This is a genomic window from Pelomonas lactea (genome assembly GCF_043555885.1).
Classification (GTDB): Bacteria; Pseudomonadota; Gammaproteobacteria; order Burkholderiales; family Burkholderiaceae_C; genus Pelomonas; species Pelomonas lactea.
Genome location: NZ_JBIGHX010000009.1, coordinates 56,572 through 71,759, shown reverse-complemented (window position 1 = coordinate 71,759; position 15,188 = coordinate 56,572). Strand labels below are relative to the sequence as shown.

The window sequence follows — 15,188 nt, the reverse complement described above, 5'->3', positions numbered from 1 at the left end:
ACTGAAGCTATGGAACGAAGATTTGGCGTCAACGCCAGCGAAGCGGCATCGGAAGCGTCCATCGACAGCCGCGGGAATGTCTACCTCGGCCAAACCATCGGATGGTCCACGCTGCTGGAGTCCCAGCGCGTCCTGCTGGTCGCCGAGGCGGGGGCGGGCAAGACGCATGAGTGCGAAGCGCAGGCCGATGACCTCTTCAAGCGCGGTGAGGCAGCCTTCTTCCTACGGCTGGAGACGGTGGCTGCCAGCGGGATTCGATCGTCGCTCAACGGGGAGCAGTTCAAGAAGCGATTCGACGACTGGCGGGCGTCCTCCGCCCAGATCGCCTTCTTTTTCTTCGACTCCATCGACGAGCTGCAACTGGTACACGGAGACTTTCGCAATGCGCTCAAGCGCGTGCACGAGGAGCTGGAAGGGGCGCTGGGTCGGGCGACAGTCATAGTGACCTCGCGCCCCGTCGACATAGACCGACGGGCGTTCGCGGACATGCTGCCGGTGCCCAAGGTAGCCATCGATCAAGGACACGGCGAATCGTTCGTCCGGATGGCGCTGGATGGGCCGACCGACGAAGACAAGGATCGACCCCCGCCCTTCCGGGAAGTGACGCTGCTGCCGTTCTCCGACGATGAGATCGCCGAGTTTGCCCGCGGCCAAGGCGTCAAGAACCCCGAGAAACTGCTGGAGGAGATCCACGTCCGGCACGCGGAAGACTTCGCGCGCCGCCCGCAAGATCTGATCGAACTGTGCGACAGCTGGCGGGATCACGGAAAGATCCGCTCGCACTACGAGCAGCTGAAGAGTCACATCAAGGCGAGGCTGCGCGCGCGCCCCAAGCGCAAGGAGCCGGCGGAGCTGACCCTTGACCGGGCGCGCACCGGCGTACAGAGGCTGGCGCTCGCGGCCATCCTTAGTCGTCGTCTGACGATTCGCCACAGCGCTGGAGCGGATGTCGATGGCTCGGGCGACGCGCCGCTTGTGCCAGATGACCTGCTCTCAGACTTCACGTCCAGGGAGATCGAGACGCTGCTACAGCGCCCGATCTTCGCGGAGGGCGGGTATGGCCGGGTGCGTTTTCACCACCGGTCGGTGCTCGAGTTCTTGGCGGCCGCTGAGATCGACTACCTGGTCGGCTCGGGCGCGCTTGCTGTTTCGGCAGCCAAACGGATGCTGTTCAGTTTTTCGGACGCCCAAGTGCTTCTGCCGAAGCCGTCCATGCGGCCGGTGGCCGGCTGGCTCGCCAAGATGCGTCCGGAGTTCTTCGACACGGTGTTGAAGGTCGAACCCAGCACGTTGCTGCTGTACGGCGATCCCGAGTCGCTCAGCGAGGATCAGTGCGCGCAAGCGCTGCGAGCCTACGTCCAACGCCATGGGGCCGGGCAATGGCGTGGCCTGGAAGTGCCAAGCCTTCAGGTGGAACGGCTTGCTCGCCAGCCGCTGCACCAGGTCATCCTGGAGGCTTGGTCGGCGGGAATCGAGAACCCTGAAGTCCGCCAAATCCTGTTGCGGCTGATTGCGGTAGGTCGGTACAAACAGTGCGCCGATCTGGCGGTGTCGGTCGCCGAGAGCAAGGCCGGCGACGACAGGGAGCGGTTTGAGGCCTTGAACGTGCTGGTCGAGTTGGATGACTATCGCGTCGATGCGCTGATCGAGGCTCTGGCGTCATCCCAGCCGGGCTGGGGCCATCGCATCGGCCGGTGGGTCGCTCAGAATTTCTACCCGAAGAACGTGACGGAGGATCAGCTCGTTCGGCTGCTGACCGCCATCCCGCGCGCATCGAGACGAGACGACTTCTTTCCGAGCGGCATAGCGGCCATGCTCGAGCGCGTTTCTGTCAGCCGCGAGAGGCTGGAATCCTTGCTGCCCGGGGTGCTTACGCTGACCCGCAGTTCGGTCGTAGTGGACAAGAATGAGGACAGCCTCAACGATCGCAAGGGGCGGCTGCAAGCGTCCTACATCCTGCGAGGCCTGAGTGTGCGCCTCCTGCAGGATGGAAGTCGGGCGCCCGACCTGATCGATGCGGCCGTGCTGGGCTTCAGGGCCGCTGGCTACTCGTCGCTGGACAACGACCGCAAGCGCAGGCTGGTCGAGCTGATCGGCGAGCTGCCGGCTCAGCAGCGTCGTGCCGTCTTCGAATCAGACTTGGCATGCGTCGCCCGCCTTGAGCCGCGCCGATCAGGCCAGATGGTGCTAGCTCGCCTGATGTTTCAGGGGCCGCTGCAGTACAGCATGGAGAAGGATGGACCCTGGGTGCTGCGTGACCTTGCCAATGCCGCCACCGAGAAGGCGCGGCGGTCGCTGCTGCTTCGCATGACGACGTACCTGGCGCACACCGACCTACCGGCAGAGATGAAGCCTGTGCGCGAAGCTGTGAAGGATTCGCGCGCACTTACGGCAGAGTTGGAAGAGCTCATCAAGGCAAACGTGCCGACGCGCCAGGTGCTTGAGGCGCAAGAGCAAGAGCGCAAGCGCTCAGAGCGCCATGCGATCAAGCAGGCCGGCTACCGGGCGGAATGGACCGCCTTCTGGAAGGAGCTCGCAGAACGGCCGGCGCTGGCACTGGCGCCCGGCCGGGTGAACGGCACGCTTTGGAATCTGTCGACGGTATTGAGCAAGCGCTCGCGCGGCCGTGACAGGGTGCGCTGGGATCGCGAGTTCCTCGAGGAGTGCTTCACAGGGCCGGTGACCGAAGCCGTGCGCAAAAGCCTGATGGCGTACTGGCGGAACATGAAGCCTACGCTGCCGTCCGAGCGGAAGGAGAAGAACACCTACTTGGTGGTCTGGACGTATGGACTGATGGGGCTGTACGCCGAAGCAGAGGATCCCCGCTGGACGCGCTCTGTTAGCGCTTCAGAGGCCGATCTGGCCGTGCGGTACGCGTTGGTGGAGCTGAACGGTCTTCCCGATTGGCTTGCGGCCCTGGCGGATGCCCACCGTCAAGTCGTCGAGCAAGTGCTTGGCGGCGAAATTGAAAGTGAGCTCAAGGGAAAGGGCGGCGACGGCGGCTGGCACTCGATGTTGCTGCAGAGCCTGCGATACGGCCGCATCGAGGTCGCCCGGGTGTTGGAACGCAACTTGGTCCTATGGCTCCGCGGCCCTGGCAGAAAGCTGATGCGCGGCCGTCACGACTCCGTAGCGGAAGCAAAGCTGGATCAAGTTGTGGGCGTGCTGCTGGTCCATGGCAGCCCGGAGACGAAGCGCTGGCTGATGGAGCTGGCCACACGCGAGGTCATTGCGGCGAAGCACGGGCCGTTCTTATTCTTTTGGCTACCTGTGTTGATGCGACTCAATCCACGGCGGGGCGCCGCCCTGCTCTTGCGTGCGCTCAGCATCCTGCCAGTCGAACGCAGGGGCGTTGCCGTGACAGCCATCGGCAGCCTGTTCAGCGAGCGGCGTGCCGAGGGGGGGCTCAATTGGAGCGCGGCGTTGGCGCCGGAGACGCTATTGCGCCTGAACCAAGAAATAAACCGGCATGTCGTTCCGGCAGCAGATGAACAACATGAGGGAGCCTACTCTCCGGGTCCGCGGGACAACGCCGAGACCGGTCGACGGCTGGTGTTTGACGCCCTGATCAGTGCGACTGGTGCGCAGGCATATCAGGCGAAGCTGGCGTTGTCCACGGATCCGCTGTTCGCCCATGCCAAGGATCGCATCGCGGCCCTGGCGCATGAGCGGCTGGCGGAAGAAACCGACGCCAGCGTGATCTCGATGGAGGAGCTCGCGCGGCTCTTCCAGGGCAATGAACTCGCGCCGATGACGACCACCGATATGGCGCACCTGCTCAGTGACAGGCTTGACGATCTGCAGGACCTCATGAGCATCGACGCAAGTCCCAAGGGCGCCTGGGCCAAGGTGACCGATGAGAACACGCTCCGCCCCGCCATTGCGCGCGAGCTCGACATGATGTCGAAGGGAGCCTACACCGTCGATCAGGAAGGCGTCACTGTGGATGGCAAGGAGACGGACATCCGGTTCCGCGCGCTCTCGCGGTACCAGGCAACCATCGAGCTCAAGATTGGCGAGAAGCCGAGAACCGGGAAGGAACTGCGGGAAACGATCGAAACGCAGTTGGTCAAGAAATACATGGCTGCCCGCAATGCGAAGACGGGCTGCTTGTTGGTGACCGTTGCCAACCCGGAAAAGCGGTGGCACCACCCGGACACCGGTGAGCCCATGGACCGGCACCAGCTTCAGCACATGCTGAACGAGGCGGCGCAGCTCGCACAGCAACGGCTTGGCGGCGAAGCGCGGGTTATGGCGCGCGTGCTGGACCTGACGCCGCGATTGCCGAAAGAGCCTCGTGCGGGAAAGGGCTCGAAGCAGACTGGCAAGCTCAAGGCATCAGCGAAAACGGCCAAAGGCAGCAGAGCCGCGTCGAAGGGGGCTCGGTCTCAGAGGTCCGGCAAGTGATTTAGTAGCTCAGCGGCGGCACCGTCGCGACGGCCTCAAGCATATGGCGCTCGGTTTCGCGCTTCTGCGTGTGCTCCTGAGGTTCCTTGGCGACGCCACCGCTCGACGCTGAGAACTGAAACTGCTGCGGCCCCAGGAACCGCCGAGCATTGAGGCACCGCAAAGCGGTCGTTGATGAATGTCCGCCTTCAGCCTCAAGCAGACGGTCGTCCTTCGGTCGGCCCGCTCGCCCGCTGCTTCAAGACTTTGACATCGCGGGCGCGCGCAGATTGCGATGGCCCCTTGATCAATACTTTGCCAAGCCGACGCGACGGCACGAGTCCTGCTGCCTCATAGGGAAGTCGACCCAGACTTTGATTTCAGTCACCGCCCAGCGCTGACAGCCCATGTCCCCCGATTTGTTGAACGCGAGCCCTGAGCATGCGTAGTCAACCTATCCACAGGCCATCCGTCCCCCTGCACCCCCTCGAACAAAGATCCCCTCAGGAACTCAAAAGACAAACAGCCATAAGTCACCTAAAACCCAGCTCATCAAGGAACAGCACCCCGTGCTGGGCCAGCGAGATTTCGCCAGGTCGGGGTGGCGAGCCACCGCCCACCAGCGCGACGCTGGACGCCGAGTGGTGAGGCGCCCGCACGGGCCGCTGGCCCCAGCGGGCGATGTCGAACTGGCCCGCCAGACTCAGCACGGCGGCGGATTCGAGCGCGGCCTCGTCGTCCAGCGCGGGCAGCAGCCCGGCCAGCCGCTGCGCCAGCATGGACTTGCCCGTGCCGGGCGGGCCCACCATCAGCAGCGAATGGCCGCCGGCGGCCGCGATCTCCAGTGCGCGTTTGGGACCGGCCTGGCCTTTGATGTCTGCCAGGTCGGGCAGGCCCCCGCGGGGTTCACGCGGCAGGGCGGTGGCGCGCGGCAGCGCGTCGCCGTCGGGTTGCAGCGCGGCGACGACGTCCAGCAGGTGCCGCGCCTGTCGCACCGCCAGCCCGTCCACCAGCGCGGCCTCGGCCGCGCTGGCCTCGGGCAGCAGCAGCTCCCGCTCACCGCCGGCCTGGCGCAGCGCCAGCGCCATGGCCAGCGCGCCGCGCACCGGGCGCAACTCGCCCGCCAACGACAGCTCGCCGGCGCATTCGAAGCGGGACAGCCGGGCCGCATCCAGCTGGCCGTTGGCGGCCAGCAGGCCCAGCGCCATCGGCAGGTCGAAGCGGCCACCTTCCTTTGGCAGATCGGCGGGCGCCAGGTTCACGGTGATTCTTTTGTTGGCCGGAAAACCCAGCCCGCTGTTGGCCAGCGCCGCACGCACGCGTTCGCGGGCTTCCTTGACCTCGGTGTCTGCCAGCCCGACGACGGTGAACGACGGCAGGCCGTTGGCGAGGTGCACCTCCACGGTGACCGGCGCGGCGGCCAGCCCGTCCAGGGCGCGGCTGTGGACCGTGGCGAGGCTCATCGATAGCTTGAGGTCATGGATGAAGGCCCGGCCATGCAGCGTGACGGCGGCGGGCGGGCCAGTCTAGTCGCCGGTCCCGGGCTTGCTGTCGCGGAGTATTCCCCACGGATGCACCGACGCTGTGCGCAGCACCCGCTTCTGGTGCCAAATTGGTGCGGCCGCCCGCATTGCGGGTGCGGCTTGCCCAGATTTGTGCGGGGCGCCCGAGGCGTGACGCTTGGCACGGAAGCTGCAATGAATCGTCGGACTGCCCTCCCTCATCATTTTTCTAAACAGGAGCCCCGCCATGAAGTTGTCCCCTTCGCTGATCGCACTCGCGCTGTCCGCGGTCGTCCTGCCCGCGTTCGCCGATGAGCCGGCGCCGGACCCGTTGTCCTTCAACGTGGGCGCTGTCAGCGAGTACCGCTATCGCGGCATCAGCCAGACTCGCCTGAAGCCGGCTCTGCAAGGCGGTGTCGACTATGCGGCGCCCAATGGCTTCTACGTCGGCGCCTGGGCGTCGACGATCAAGTGGATCAAGGACGCCGGTGGCGATTCCAAGGTCGAGGTGGACCTGTACGGTGGCTACAAGACCGAAGTCTCCAAGGGCCTGACGCTGGACGTGGGTCTGCTGCAGTACGTGTACTCCGGCAACAAGCTCAACCCCAGCGCCAACACGCTGGAGATCTACGGTGCGCTGAGCTTCGGCCCGGTGACGGCCAAGTACTCGCACAGCACCACCAACCTGTTCGGCTTCGCCGACAGCAAGGGCTCGGGCTATTTCGACGTGACGGCCACGTTCGACCTGGGCGACGGCATGACGCTGGCGCCGCACGTCGGTCACCAGACCGTGCATCGCAACAGCGCCGCGTCGTACACCGACTACTCGCTGACGCTGGCCAAGGACTTCTCGGGCCTGGTGGTCAGCGCGGCGGTCATCGGCACGGATGCCAAGAAGTCGGTCTACACCAGCGCTGTCGGCGACAAGTTCCTCGGCAAGACGTCGGTGGTCGTCGGCCTGAAGAAGACCTTCTAAGAACTCACTGGAGCGCGACATGAAACTGATCACTGCCGTCATCAAGCCGTTCAAGCTCGACGAGGTGCGCGAAGCCCTGAGCGCCATCGGCGTGCAGGGGCTGACGGTCACCGAGGTCAAGGGCTTCGGCCGCCAGAAGGGCCACACGGAGCTGTATCGCGGCGCCGAGTACGTCGTGGACTTCCTGCCCAAGGTCAAGATCGAAGCGGCCGTGAATGACGACGTCGTCGAGCGCGTCATCGAGGCCATCGAGTCCTCGGCCCGCACCGGCAAGATCGGCGACGGCAAGATTTTCGTGTCGCCGCTGGACCAGGTCGTCCGCATCCGCACCGGCGAAACCGGCAACGACGCGCTCTGAAGCGCGCTCATAACAACCGTTTGGAGAAACCTCAAATGAAGAAACTCCTCGCCGGCCTCGCGCTTGCCGCCGGCCTGCTCGCGCCAGCCGCCTGGGCCCAGGATGCGGCCTCGGCGCCGGCCGCCGTGGCGGCCTCCGCCGCCCCTGCTGCCGCCGATGCGGCGTCCGCGCCCGCCGCCGCTGCGCCGGCCGAAGCCGCCTCCGCGGCTGCGGCTCCCGCCCCGGTGCCGAACAAGGGCGACACGTCGTGGATGATGCTGTCCACGCTGCTGGTCATCCTGATGACCGTGCCGGGCCTGGCGCTGTTCTACGGTGGCCTGGTGCGCAGCAAGAACATGCTGTCGGTGCTGATGCAGGTGATGGTGGGCTTCTCGCTGATCGTCGTGCTGTGGTTCCTGTATGGCTACAGCTTCGCGTTCACCGAGGGCAACAAGTTCATCGGCGGCACGGATCGTCTCTTCATGAAGGGCATCTGGGACAACGTCGCCGGCACCTTCGCCCTCGGCGCCACCTTCAGCAAGGGTGTGCCGATGTACGAGATCGTGTTCGCGGCCTTCCAGGCGACCTTCGCCGGCATCACCGCCTGCCTGATCATTGGTGCCTTCGCCGAGCGCATCAAGTTCTCGGCCGTGCTGGCCTTCCTGACGCTGTGGTTCACGTTCAGCTACCTGCCGATCGCCCACATGGTGTGGTTCTGGGCGGGCCCGGACGCCTACACGGCCGCCGACGTCGTCGACGCGACGAACGCCAAGGCTGGCCTGATCTGGCAGTGGGGCGCGCTGGACTTCGCCGGCGGCACCGTGGTGCACATCAACGCGGCCGTCGCCGGCCTGGTGGGTGCCTTCATGGTGGGCAAGCGCGTCGGCTACGGCCGCGAAGCCTTCACGCCGCACAGCCTGACGCTGACGATGGTCGGTGCCTCGCTGCTGTGGGTGGGCTGGTTCGGCTTCAACGCCGGCTCCGCACTGGAAGCCAACGGCTTCGCCGCACTGGCCTTCATCAACACCTTCGCTGCCACGGCCGCTGCCGTGCTGGCTTGGTGCGTGGGTGAAGCGCTGCTCAAGGGCAAGGCCTCCATGCTGGGTGCCGCCTCGGGTGCCGTCGCCGGCCTCGTGGCCATCACGCCCGCCGCCGGCAACGTCGGCATCGGTGGCGCGCTGGTCATCGGCCTGGTTGCCGGCTTCGCCTGCCTGTGGGGCGTGTCTGGCCTGAAGAAGCTGCTGGGCGCGGACGATTCGCTGGACGTGTTCGGCGTCCATGGTGTCGGTGGCATCGTCGGCGCGCTGCTGACCGGTGTGTTCGCTTCGCCCAACCTCGGCGGCCCGAGCGCCATGGGTGACTGGGTCACCGCCACGATGATCACGCCCGCTGACTTCTCCATCGCCGGCCAGGTCTGGATCCAGACCAAGGCTGTGCTGCTGACCATCGTCTGGTCGGGCGTCGTCTCCTTCGTCGCCTACAAGCTGGTGGACCTGACCATCGGCCTGCGTGTGACGGAAGAGGAGGAGCGCGAAGGCCTGGACATCTCGTCGCACGGCGAGACGGCATATCACAAGTGATCCCTCGCCCGGCCCGCGGCGCTGAAAGCGCGCGGGTTTGAACCGTCAGACCTACTTCACGCCGAGCCGCCCTCCGGGGCGGCTTTTTCGTTTCTGGCGACACGGCGCGCCGCTATGCTGGCCCGCCATGGACGTGATCACCCTGCTCGCGGCGGTGCTGGTCAATGCATTGCTGATGCTGCTGGCGCTGGCGGTCTGCGTCGGCGTGCGCGCGCGAGGCGGCCTGCAGGCCTGGCAGCTGATGCTGCTGGGCCAGGCACTGGGCTTCGGCATGCTGATCGCCGCCACGCGTCTGGTGCCGCTGGTGACGGCGACGCTGGGCGTGATGGCCTTGAGCGCGTCGGCGTCCGCGATGGTGCTGACCTCGGCGCGCTTCCTCGGCGTGTCGGTGTCCCGCCGCGGCCTGTGGCTGCCGCCGCTGCTGCTGGGCGTGGTGCACGTCTTCCTGTTCCCGAACCTGAAGCAGACCACCGGCGTCACCAACCTCACCATCGGCCTGCAGATCGGCTGGGCCAGCTGGTTGCTGCTGACCGGCGTGGGCCGCGCGCGTTGGCGCTGGCTGTGCGGCCTGGCGGCGCTGGGCAACTCGCTGCTGACGGTGGCGCGTGGCGTGCTGGTGCTGGGCTGGCCGGAGATCTACCCGCGCTTCCTGGTGCCGCACCCGCTGAACATCGCCCACCTGATGCTGCTCAATGCGAGCCTGGTGCTGGGCACCATGGGCTTCCTGCTGGCGCACCGTGACGCGGCGGAGCAGGCGCTGGTGCGGCTGGCGTCGCTGGATACGCTGACCGGCCTGTTCAACCGCCGCGAGTGGATGCAGCGCGCCAGCCGTGCCCTCGGTGCCGTGGGCAGTGCGGCCGGCGATGCCGCCGTGCTGCTGATGCTGGACCTGGACCACTTCAAGCGCATCAACGACGAGCGCGGCCACCCGGTGGGCGACGAGGTGCTCAAGCTCGCTGGCGAGGTGCTGCGCGGCGAGCTGCGCGCCAGCGACCTCGTGGGCCGCTACGGCGGCGAGGAGTTCTGCCTGCTGCTGCGCCAGTGCGACCCCGAGGCCTTCGGCCGGCTGGACGCGCGGCTGCACCAGGCGCTGCGGCGCCGCTGCGAGGCCAGCCTGGGCTTCGCGGTCGATTTCAGCGCCGGGGCGGTGCGGCTGCAGCCGGGCGAATCGCTGGCCGCGGCCATCCAGCGCGCCGACGACCAGCTCTACCGTGCCAAGCACGCCGGCCGCGGCCGCACCTGCTGCGCCAACGGTGTCTTGTGATCCCGCCGGGCGCCCCCATGTGGCCGGCCTCTGTCGAGTTTGAGATCATCCGGCCATGGTTCCCCATCTGATCACCGCACTGAACGGCCCCATCAACGAACTGGAGGCCCGCGTCCTGGAATCCATGCCGGCCACCGAGCGCTGGTTCCGCCTGGAGTGGATGGAGCACACGCCCACCTTCTACGCGTCGGTGGACCTGCGCAACGCCGGCTTCAAGCTGGCGCCGGTGGACACCAACCTGTTCCCCGGCGGCTTCAACCTGCTGACCGACCAGATGCTGCCCCAGGCCGTGCAGGCGGCCATGGCGGCCATCGAGAAGATCTGCCCCGAGGCCCGCAACCTGCTCGTCATCCCCGAGACCGGCGCGCGCTGCAGCTTCTATCTGGAGAACCTGGCCACGCTGGCGCGCATCTTCACGCAGGCCGGGCTGAACGTGCGCTTCGGTACGCTGGACACCACCATCACGGCGCCCACCGAGTTGAAGACGGCCAACGGCGCCGGCATCGTCATCGAGCCGCTGGTGCGCAAGCGCGGCCGGCTGACGATCAAGGGCTTCGACCCCTGCACCATCCTGCTCAACAACGACCTGGCAGCCGGCACGCCGCCGCAGCTGATGGGCCTGCACGAGCAGTACCTGCTGCCGCCGCTGCACGCCGGCTGGAGCGTGCGCCGCAAGAGCCAGCACTTCCGTGCCTACGAGGAGGTGGCCAAGCGCTTCGGCAAGCTGCTGGGCATGGACCCCTGGCTCATCACGCCCATGTTCCAGAGCGTGGACATGCACGGCAAGAAGGGGCTGGAAGCGCTGCAGACCGCCGCCGATGCGCAGCTCACCAAGGTGCGCCGCAAGTACAAGGAATACGGCATCAACGAGAAGCCCTTCGTCGTCATCAAGAGCGACGTGGGCAGCTACGGCCGCGCCGTGCTGACCGTGCGCGACGCCAAGGACATCGAAGCACTGGCCCAGCGCCTGCCCGACAACCTGGGCCAGGAGGTGCTGGTGCAGGAGGGGGTGCCCACCCACGAGCGCGTGCACGAGGCTGTCGCCGAGCCGGTGGTCTACACGATGGATCGCTACGTCGTCGGCGGCTACTACCGTGTGCACGCCAGCCGTGGCATCGACGAGAACCTCAATGCCCCCGGCGCCAGCTACGTGCCGCTGGCCTTTGCCGATTCGCCGCACCTGCCACGCCCCGGCGAGAAGCCCGGTGTCAGCGCGCCCAACCGCTTCTACATGTATGGCGTCATCGGCCGACTGGCGATGCTGGCCGCCAGCTACGAGCTGGAGGCGACCGACCCGCAGGCCGAAACCGAAGAAGCGGCTTAGGGCGCACCGGGCGCCACGCCGGCAATATGCCGGCAATACGCCGAGCCCTGCGGGGCGTCAAGCCTCGAAGTTGCGGGTTTGCTGCACTGCACAAATGTCCGAAACCGGGCGCAGAATCCCCACTTTCGAACAACAAGGCCACCGCTGACGCCGGCGGCCCTCTCGCAGTGAGTTCTTCCCACGCGGCCCGCAGCCCCTCGGCGATGGCGGGCCTGACCCTTGGCGCCCTCGGCGTGGTCTATGGCGACATCGGCACCAGCCCGCTCTACGCGCTCAAGGAGGTCTTCCACGGCGGCCATGTCGCCACGACGCCGGACAACATCCTCGGCGTGCTCTCCCTGCTGTTCTGGACGCTGACGGTTGTCGTCTCCGTCAAGTACGTGCTGCTCATCCTGCGCGCCGACAACAACGGCGAGGGTGGCCTCATTGCCATGTTGGCGCTGGCCACCAACGCCGTGAACGACAAGCCGCCGCTGCGCCGCGGGCTGATGCTGGTGGGCCTGTTCGGCACGGCCATCTTCTTCGGCGACGCCGTCATCACGCCGGCCATGACGGTGCTGGGCGCCGTCGAGGGCATTGACGTCTACGAGCCGCAACTGCACGACGCCATCCTGCCCATCACGCTCATCGTCATGGTGGGGCTGTTCTCGGTGCAGCGCTTCGGCACCGGCGGCATCGGCAAGGCCTTCGGGCCCGTCATGCTGGCCTGGTTCGCCAGCCTCACGTTGCTGGGGCTGCCGCACATCTTTGACAACCCGCGCGTGCTGGCGGCCATCAATCCGGTCTACGCACTGAACTTCTGCCTGGAATACCGCTGGGTGGCCTTCGTCGCGCTGGGTGCGGTGGTGCTGGTCGTCACCGGCGGCGAGGCGCTTTACGCCGACCTGGGCCACTTCGGCAAGAAGCCCATCCGCATCGCCTGGTACGGCGTGGTGATGCCGTCGCTGGTCATCAACTACTTCGGCCAGGGCGCCATGCTGCTGGACGACCCGGCGGGCATCAAGAACCCGTTCTTCCTGCTGGCGCCGTCGTGGGCCGAGATCCCGCTGTTCCTGCTCGCCACGCTGGCGGCCATCGTCGCGTCGCAGGCGCTCATCACGGCCGCCTTCTCGGTGACCAAGCAGGCCATCCAGCTGGGCATCATGCCGCGGCTGCGCATCCTGCACACCAGCGTGCGCGACACCGGCCAGATCTACGTGCCCTTCATCAACTGGAGCCTGTTCGCGCTGGTCGTGGTGGCGGTGGTGTTCTTCGGCTCGTCCAGCAAGCTGGCCGGCGCCTACGGGGTGGCCGTCACCATCGACATGACGATCACGACCGTGATGACGTTCTTCGTCATCCGCTTCGGCTGGCGCTACCCGCTGGCGCTGTGCGTCGCGGCCACGGGCATCTTCTTCCTCATCGACGTGACCTTCCTCGCGTCCAACCTGCTCAAGCTGCTGCACGGCGGCTGGTTCCCGCTGCTGATCGGCATCTGCGTGTTCACGCTGATGCTGACGTGGAAGCAGGGCCGCAAGCAACTGTCCGACAAGCTGCGCGAGGACGCCATCGAGCTGACGGCCTTCCTGGAGGCCGTGTTCATCAACCCGCCGACGCGGGTGTCGGGCACCGCCGTGTTCCTGTCGGCCGAGAAGGGCAGCACGCCCAATGCGCTGCTGCACAACCTCAAGCACAACAAGGTGCTGCACGAGCAGAACATCTTCGTCACCGTGAAGCACCACGAGGTGCCGTGGATAGGCTTCGACAAGCGCGTCGAGGTCGAGGCGCTGGGCAACCAGTGCTGGCAGGTGGCACTGCACTTCGGCTTCAAGAACGAGCCCGACGTGCCCGAGGCCCTGCAGCTGCTCAAGAAGCAGGGCGTGCAGCTGGAGGACATGGAGACCAGCTACTTCCTCAGCCGCGACATCGTCATCCCCACCATCGGCTCGGGCATGGCGCTGTGGCGCGAGAAGCTGTTCGCCAGCATGCACCGCAATGCGGCCGCGGCGGCGGACTTCCTGCACCTGCCCACCAACCGCATCGTCGAACTGGGCTCCAAGGTCGAGATCTGAGCCTGACGCCTGCGCACGCGCCGCCGGCCGGCAGGCCGTCCCGCGGCGCGTGGCACCCCCAGCATGCCGTGCTGCGATAGCAAAAGACACCGCTGTCATTTCTTATTGACAGCGTTGTCAGTGATCGTGGATGATGAAGTCGCCGCGCCAGAAAGCGGCGTGGCAGCACCACGTTGGGTGCCGCCTTCCCGCATCGGGGTGGACCGCGGCCCACCCCTGTGCGCATCGTCACCTCCCGCGCCGGCCATGACCGGCTTCCGCACGCCATGAATCCTCTCGATCCCGTCCGCCTCGACCTCGCCGCGCTGGCGCAGTCCTTCCCGCCCGACTTCCTGTGGGGCGTGGCCACCAGCGCCGCGCAGATCGAGGGCGCCGGGGCCGAGGACGGCAAGGGGCCGTCCATCTGGGATCACTTCTGCCGCCAGCCGGGCCGCATCAATGACGGCTCCAACATCGACGTCGCCTGCGACCACTACCACCGCTACAAGGACGACGTGGCGCTGATGAAGCGCCTGGGCCTGGACTGCTACCGCTTCAGCTTCGCGTGGCCGCGCGTGCAGCCGCTGGGGCAGGGTGCCTGGAACGAGGCCGGCTTCGCGTTCTACGACCGCCTCATCGATGAGCTGCTGCAGGCCGGCCTGCAGCCGCACGCCACGCTCTACCACTGGGACCTGCCGCAGGCGTTGGACGAAGGGCTGGGTGGCTGGCTGTCGCGCGAGGTCGTGGCCCGCTTCGCCGACTACGGCGCCGAGGTCGCGCGCCGCTTCGGCGACCGCCTGGCCAGCATCGCCACGCACAACGAGCCCTGGTGCACCGCCACGTTGGGCTACGAGACCGCGCAGTTCGCACCCGGCCACACCAGCCGCGCCGAGAGCCTGCAGGTGGCCCACCACCTGATGCTGTCGCACGGCGATGCCATCGCCGCGATGCGCGCCGAAACGAAGACCAAGCTCGGCATCGTCCTCAACCACACGCCGTCCTTCCCCGCCACGCCCACCGAGGCCGACCGCCGCGCCGCCCGCATTGACGACGGCCTGAACGTGCGCTGGTACATGGACCCCATCTTCCGCGGCGCCTACCCGCAGGACGCGATCGCCTTCGTCGGTGCCGACGCGCCCCAGGTCCAGCCCGGTGACCTTGAACGCATCCGCCAGCCGCTGGACTTCCTCGGCATCAACTTCTACACGCGCAGCCTGTTCGGCGCCGACGGCAAGACCGTCAAGGGCCCCGGCAAGCTGGGCTTCACCGACATGGGCTGGGAGATCGTGCCCGAGGTCTTCGCGCAGCACCTCGTGCGACTGGCGCGCGAATACAACCCGCCGCCCATGTTTATCACCGAGAACGGCATGGCCAACGCCGACCGCGTCGTCGACGGCCGCGTGCCGGACAAGGAGCGCATCGCCTACCTGTCGGCGCACCTGCAGGCGCTGTCCATGGCCATGAACCTGGGGGCCGACGTGCGCGGCTACTTCTACTGGAGCCTGCTCGACAACTTCGAGTGGAACTCCGGCTACGCCAAGCGCTTCGGCCTCATCCACGTCGACTACGAGACGCTGGAACGCCTGCCCAAGGACAGCGCGCACTGGTACCGCGACTTCATCGCCAAGCACCGCGCCCGCCGCTGAAGTTCCGCCGCGCGTCCAGGGGGCGCGCGGACAGGCATTCCTCCGCGTTTGCCCCGAGAAAGGCACGGAATTTCGGTCACGATCAGGCGCTAAGCTCCACCTTGCGCCGCGCCAGGGAATTTTCCCGCATGGTCCCGGACGCA

At 66.9% G+C, this 15,188-nt stretch carries 8 protein-coding genes and 1 pseudogene; 8 read left to right on the top strand and 1 reads right to left on the bottom strand.

Features of this window, described 5'->3' with window-relative positions; translation table 11 throughout:
• Nucleotides 1-9: 9 nt before the first annotated feature.
• Entirely contained in the window at nt 10-4,407 is a 4,398-nt protein-coding gene (locus ACG04Q_RS21405) for an NACHT domain-containing protein (protein WP_394513441.1), read from the top strand.
• 524 nt (nt 4,408-4,931) lie between these two features.
• Here the strand turns inward: ACG04Q_RS21405 and ACG04Q_RS21400 are convergent.
• Nucleotides 4,932-5,849 (bottom strand): annotated as a pseudogene (locus ACG04Q_RS21400) (YifB family Mg chelatase-like AAA ATPase); the annotation flags it as partial.
• A 286-nt stretch (nt 5,850-6,135) separates the two neighbouring features.
• Between ACG04Q_RS21400 and ACG04Q_RS21395 the strand changes: the two are divergent.
• From ACG04Q_RS21395 to ACG04Q_RS21365, 7 genes are all read left to right on the top strand, one after another.
• Entirely contained in the window at nt 6,136-6,864 is a 729-nt protein-coding gene (locus ACG04Q_RS21395) for a TorF family putative porin (RefSeq protein ID WP_394513439.1), read from the top strand.
• A 19-nt stretch (nt 6,865-6,883) separates the two neighbouring features.
• Complete coding sequence (gene glnK / locus ACG04Q_RS21390; RefSeq protein WP_056192325.1) at nt 6,884-7,222, top strand: P-II family nitrogen regulator; 339 nt, start codon at nt 6,884-6,886, stop codon at nt 7,220-7,222.
• 35 nt (nt 7,223-7,257) lie between these two features.
• Nucleotides 7,258-8,781 carry an ammonium transporter gene (amt, locus tag ACG04Q_RS21385; protein ID WP_394513437.1) on the top strand — a complete coding sequence of 508 codons (1,524 nt, stop codon included), beginning with the start codon at nt 7,258-7,260 and terminating at the stop codon, nt 8,779-8,781.
• Between the two features lie 127 nt (nt 8,782-8,908).
• Nucleotides 8,909-10,045, top strand: a complete 1,137-nt coding sequence (locus ACG04Q_RS21380; protein ID WP_394513435.1) for a GGDEF domain-containing protein — start codon at nt 8,909-8,911, stop codon at nt 10,043-10,045.
• A gap of 55 nt (nt 10,046-10,100) precedes the next feature.
• Entirely contained in the window at nt 10,101-11,369 is a 1,269-nt protein-coding gene (gshA, locus tag ACG04Q_RS21375) for a glutamate--cysteine ligase (RefSeq protein ID WP_394513433.1), read from the top strand.
• A gap of 203 nt (nt 11,370-11,572) precedes the next feature.
• Nucleotides 11,573-13,420, top strand: coding sequence for a potassium transporter Kup (locus ACG04Q_RS21370; protein WP_394513730.1), 1,848 nt, complete (start codon nt 11,573-11,575; stop codon nt 13,418-13,420).
• A 266-nt stretch (nt 13,421-13,686) separates the two neighbouring features.
• Entirely contained in the window at nt 13,687-15,045 is a 1,359-nt protein-coding gene (locus ACG04Q_RS21365; RefSeq protein ID WP_394513431.1) for a GH1 family beta-glucosidase, read from the top strand.
• The last annotated feature ends 143 nt before the right edge of the window (nt 15,046-15,188 follow it).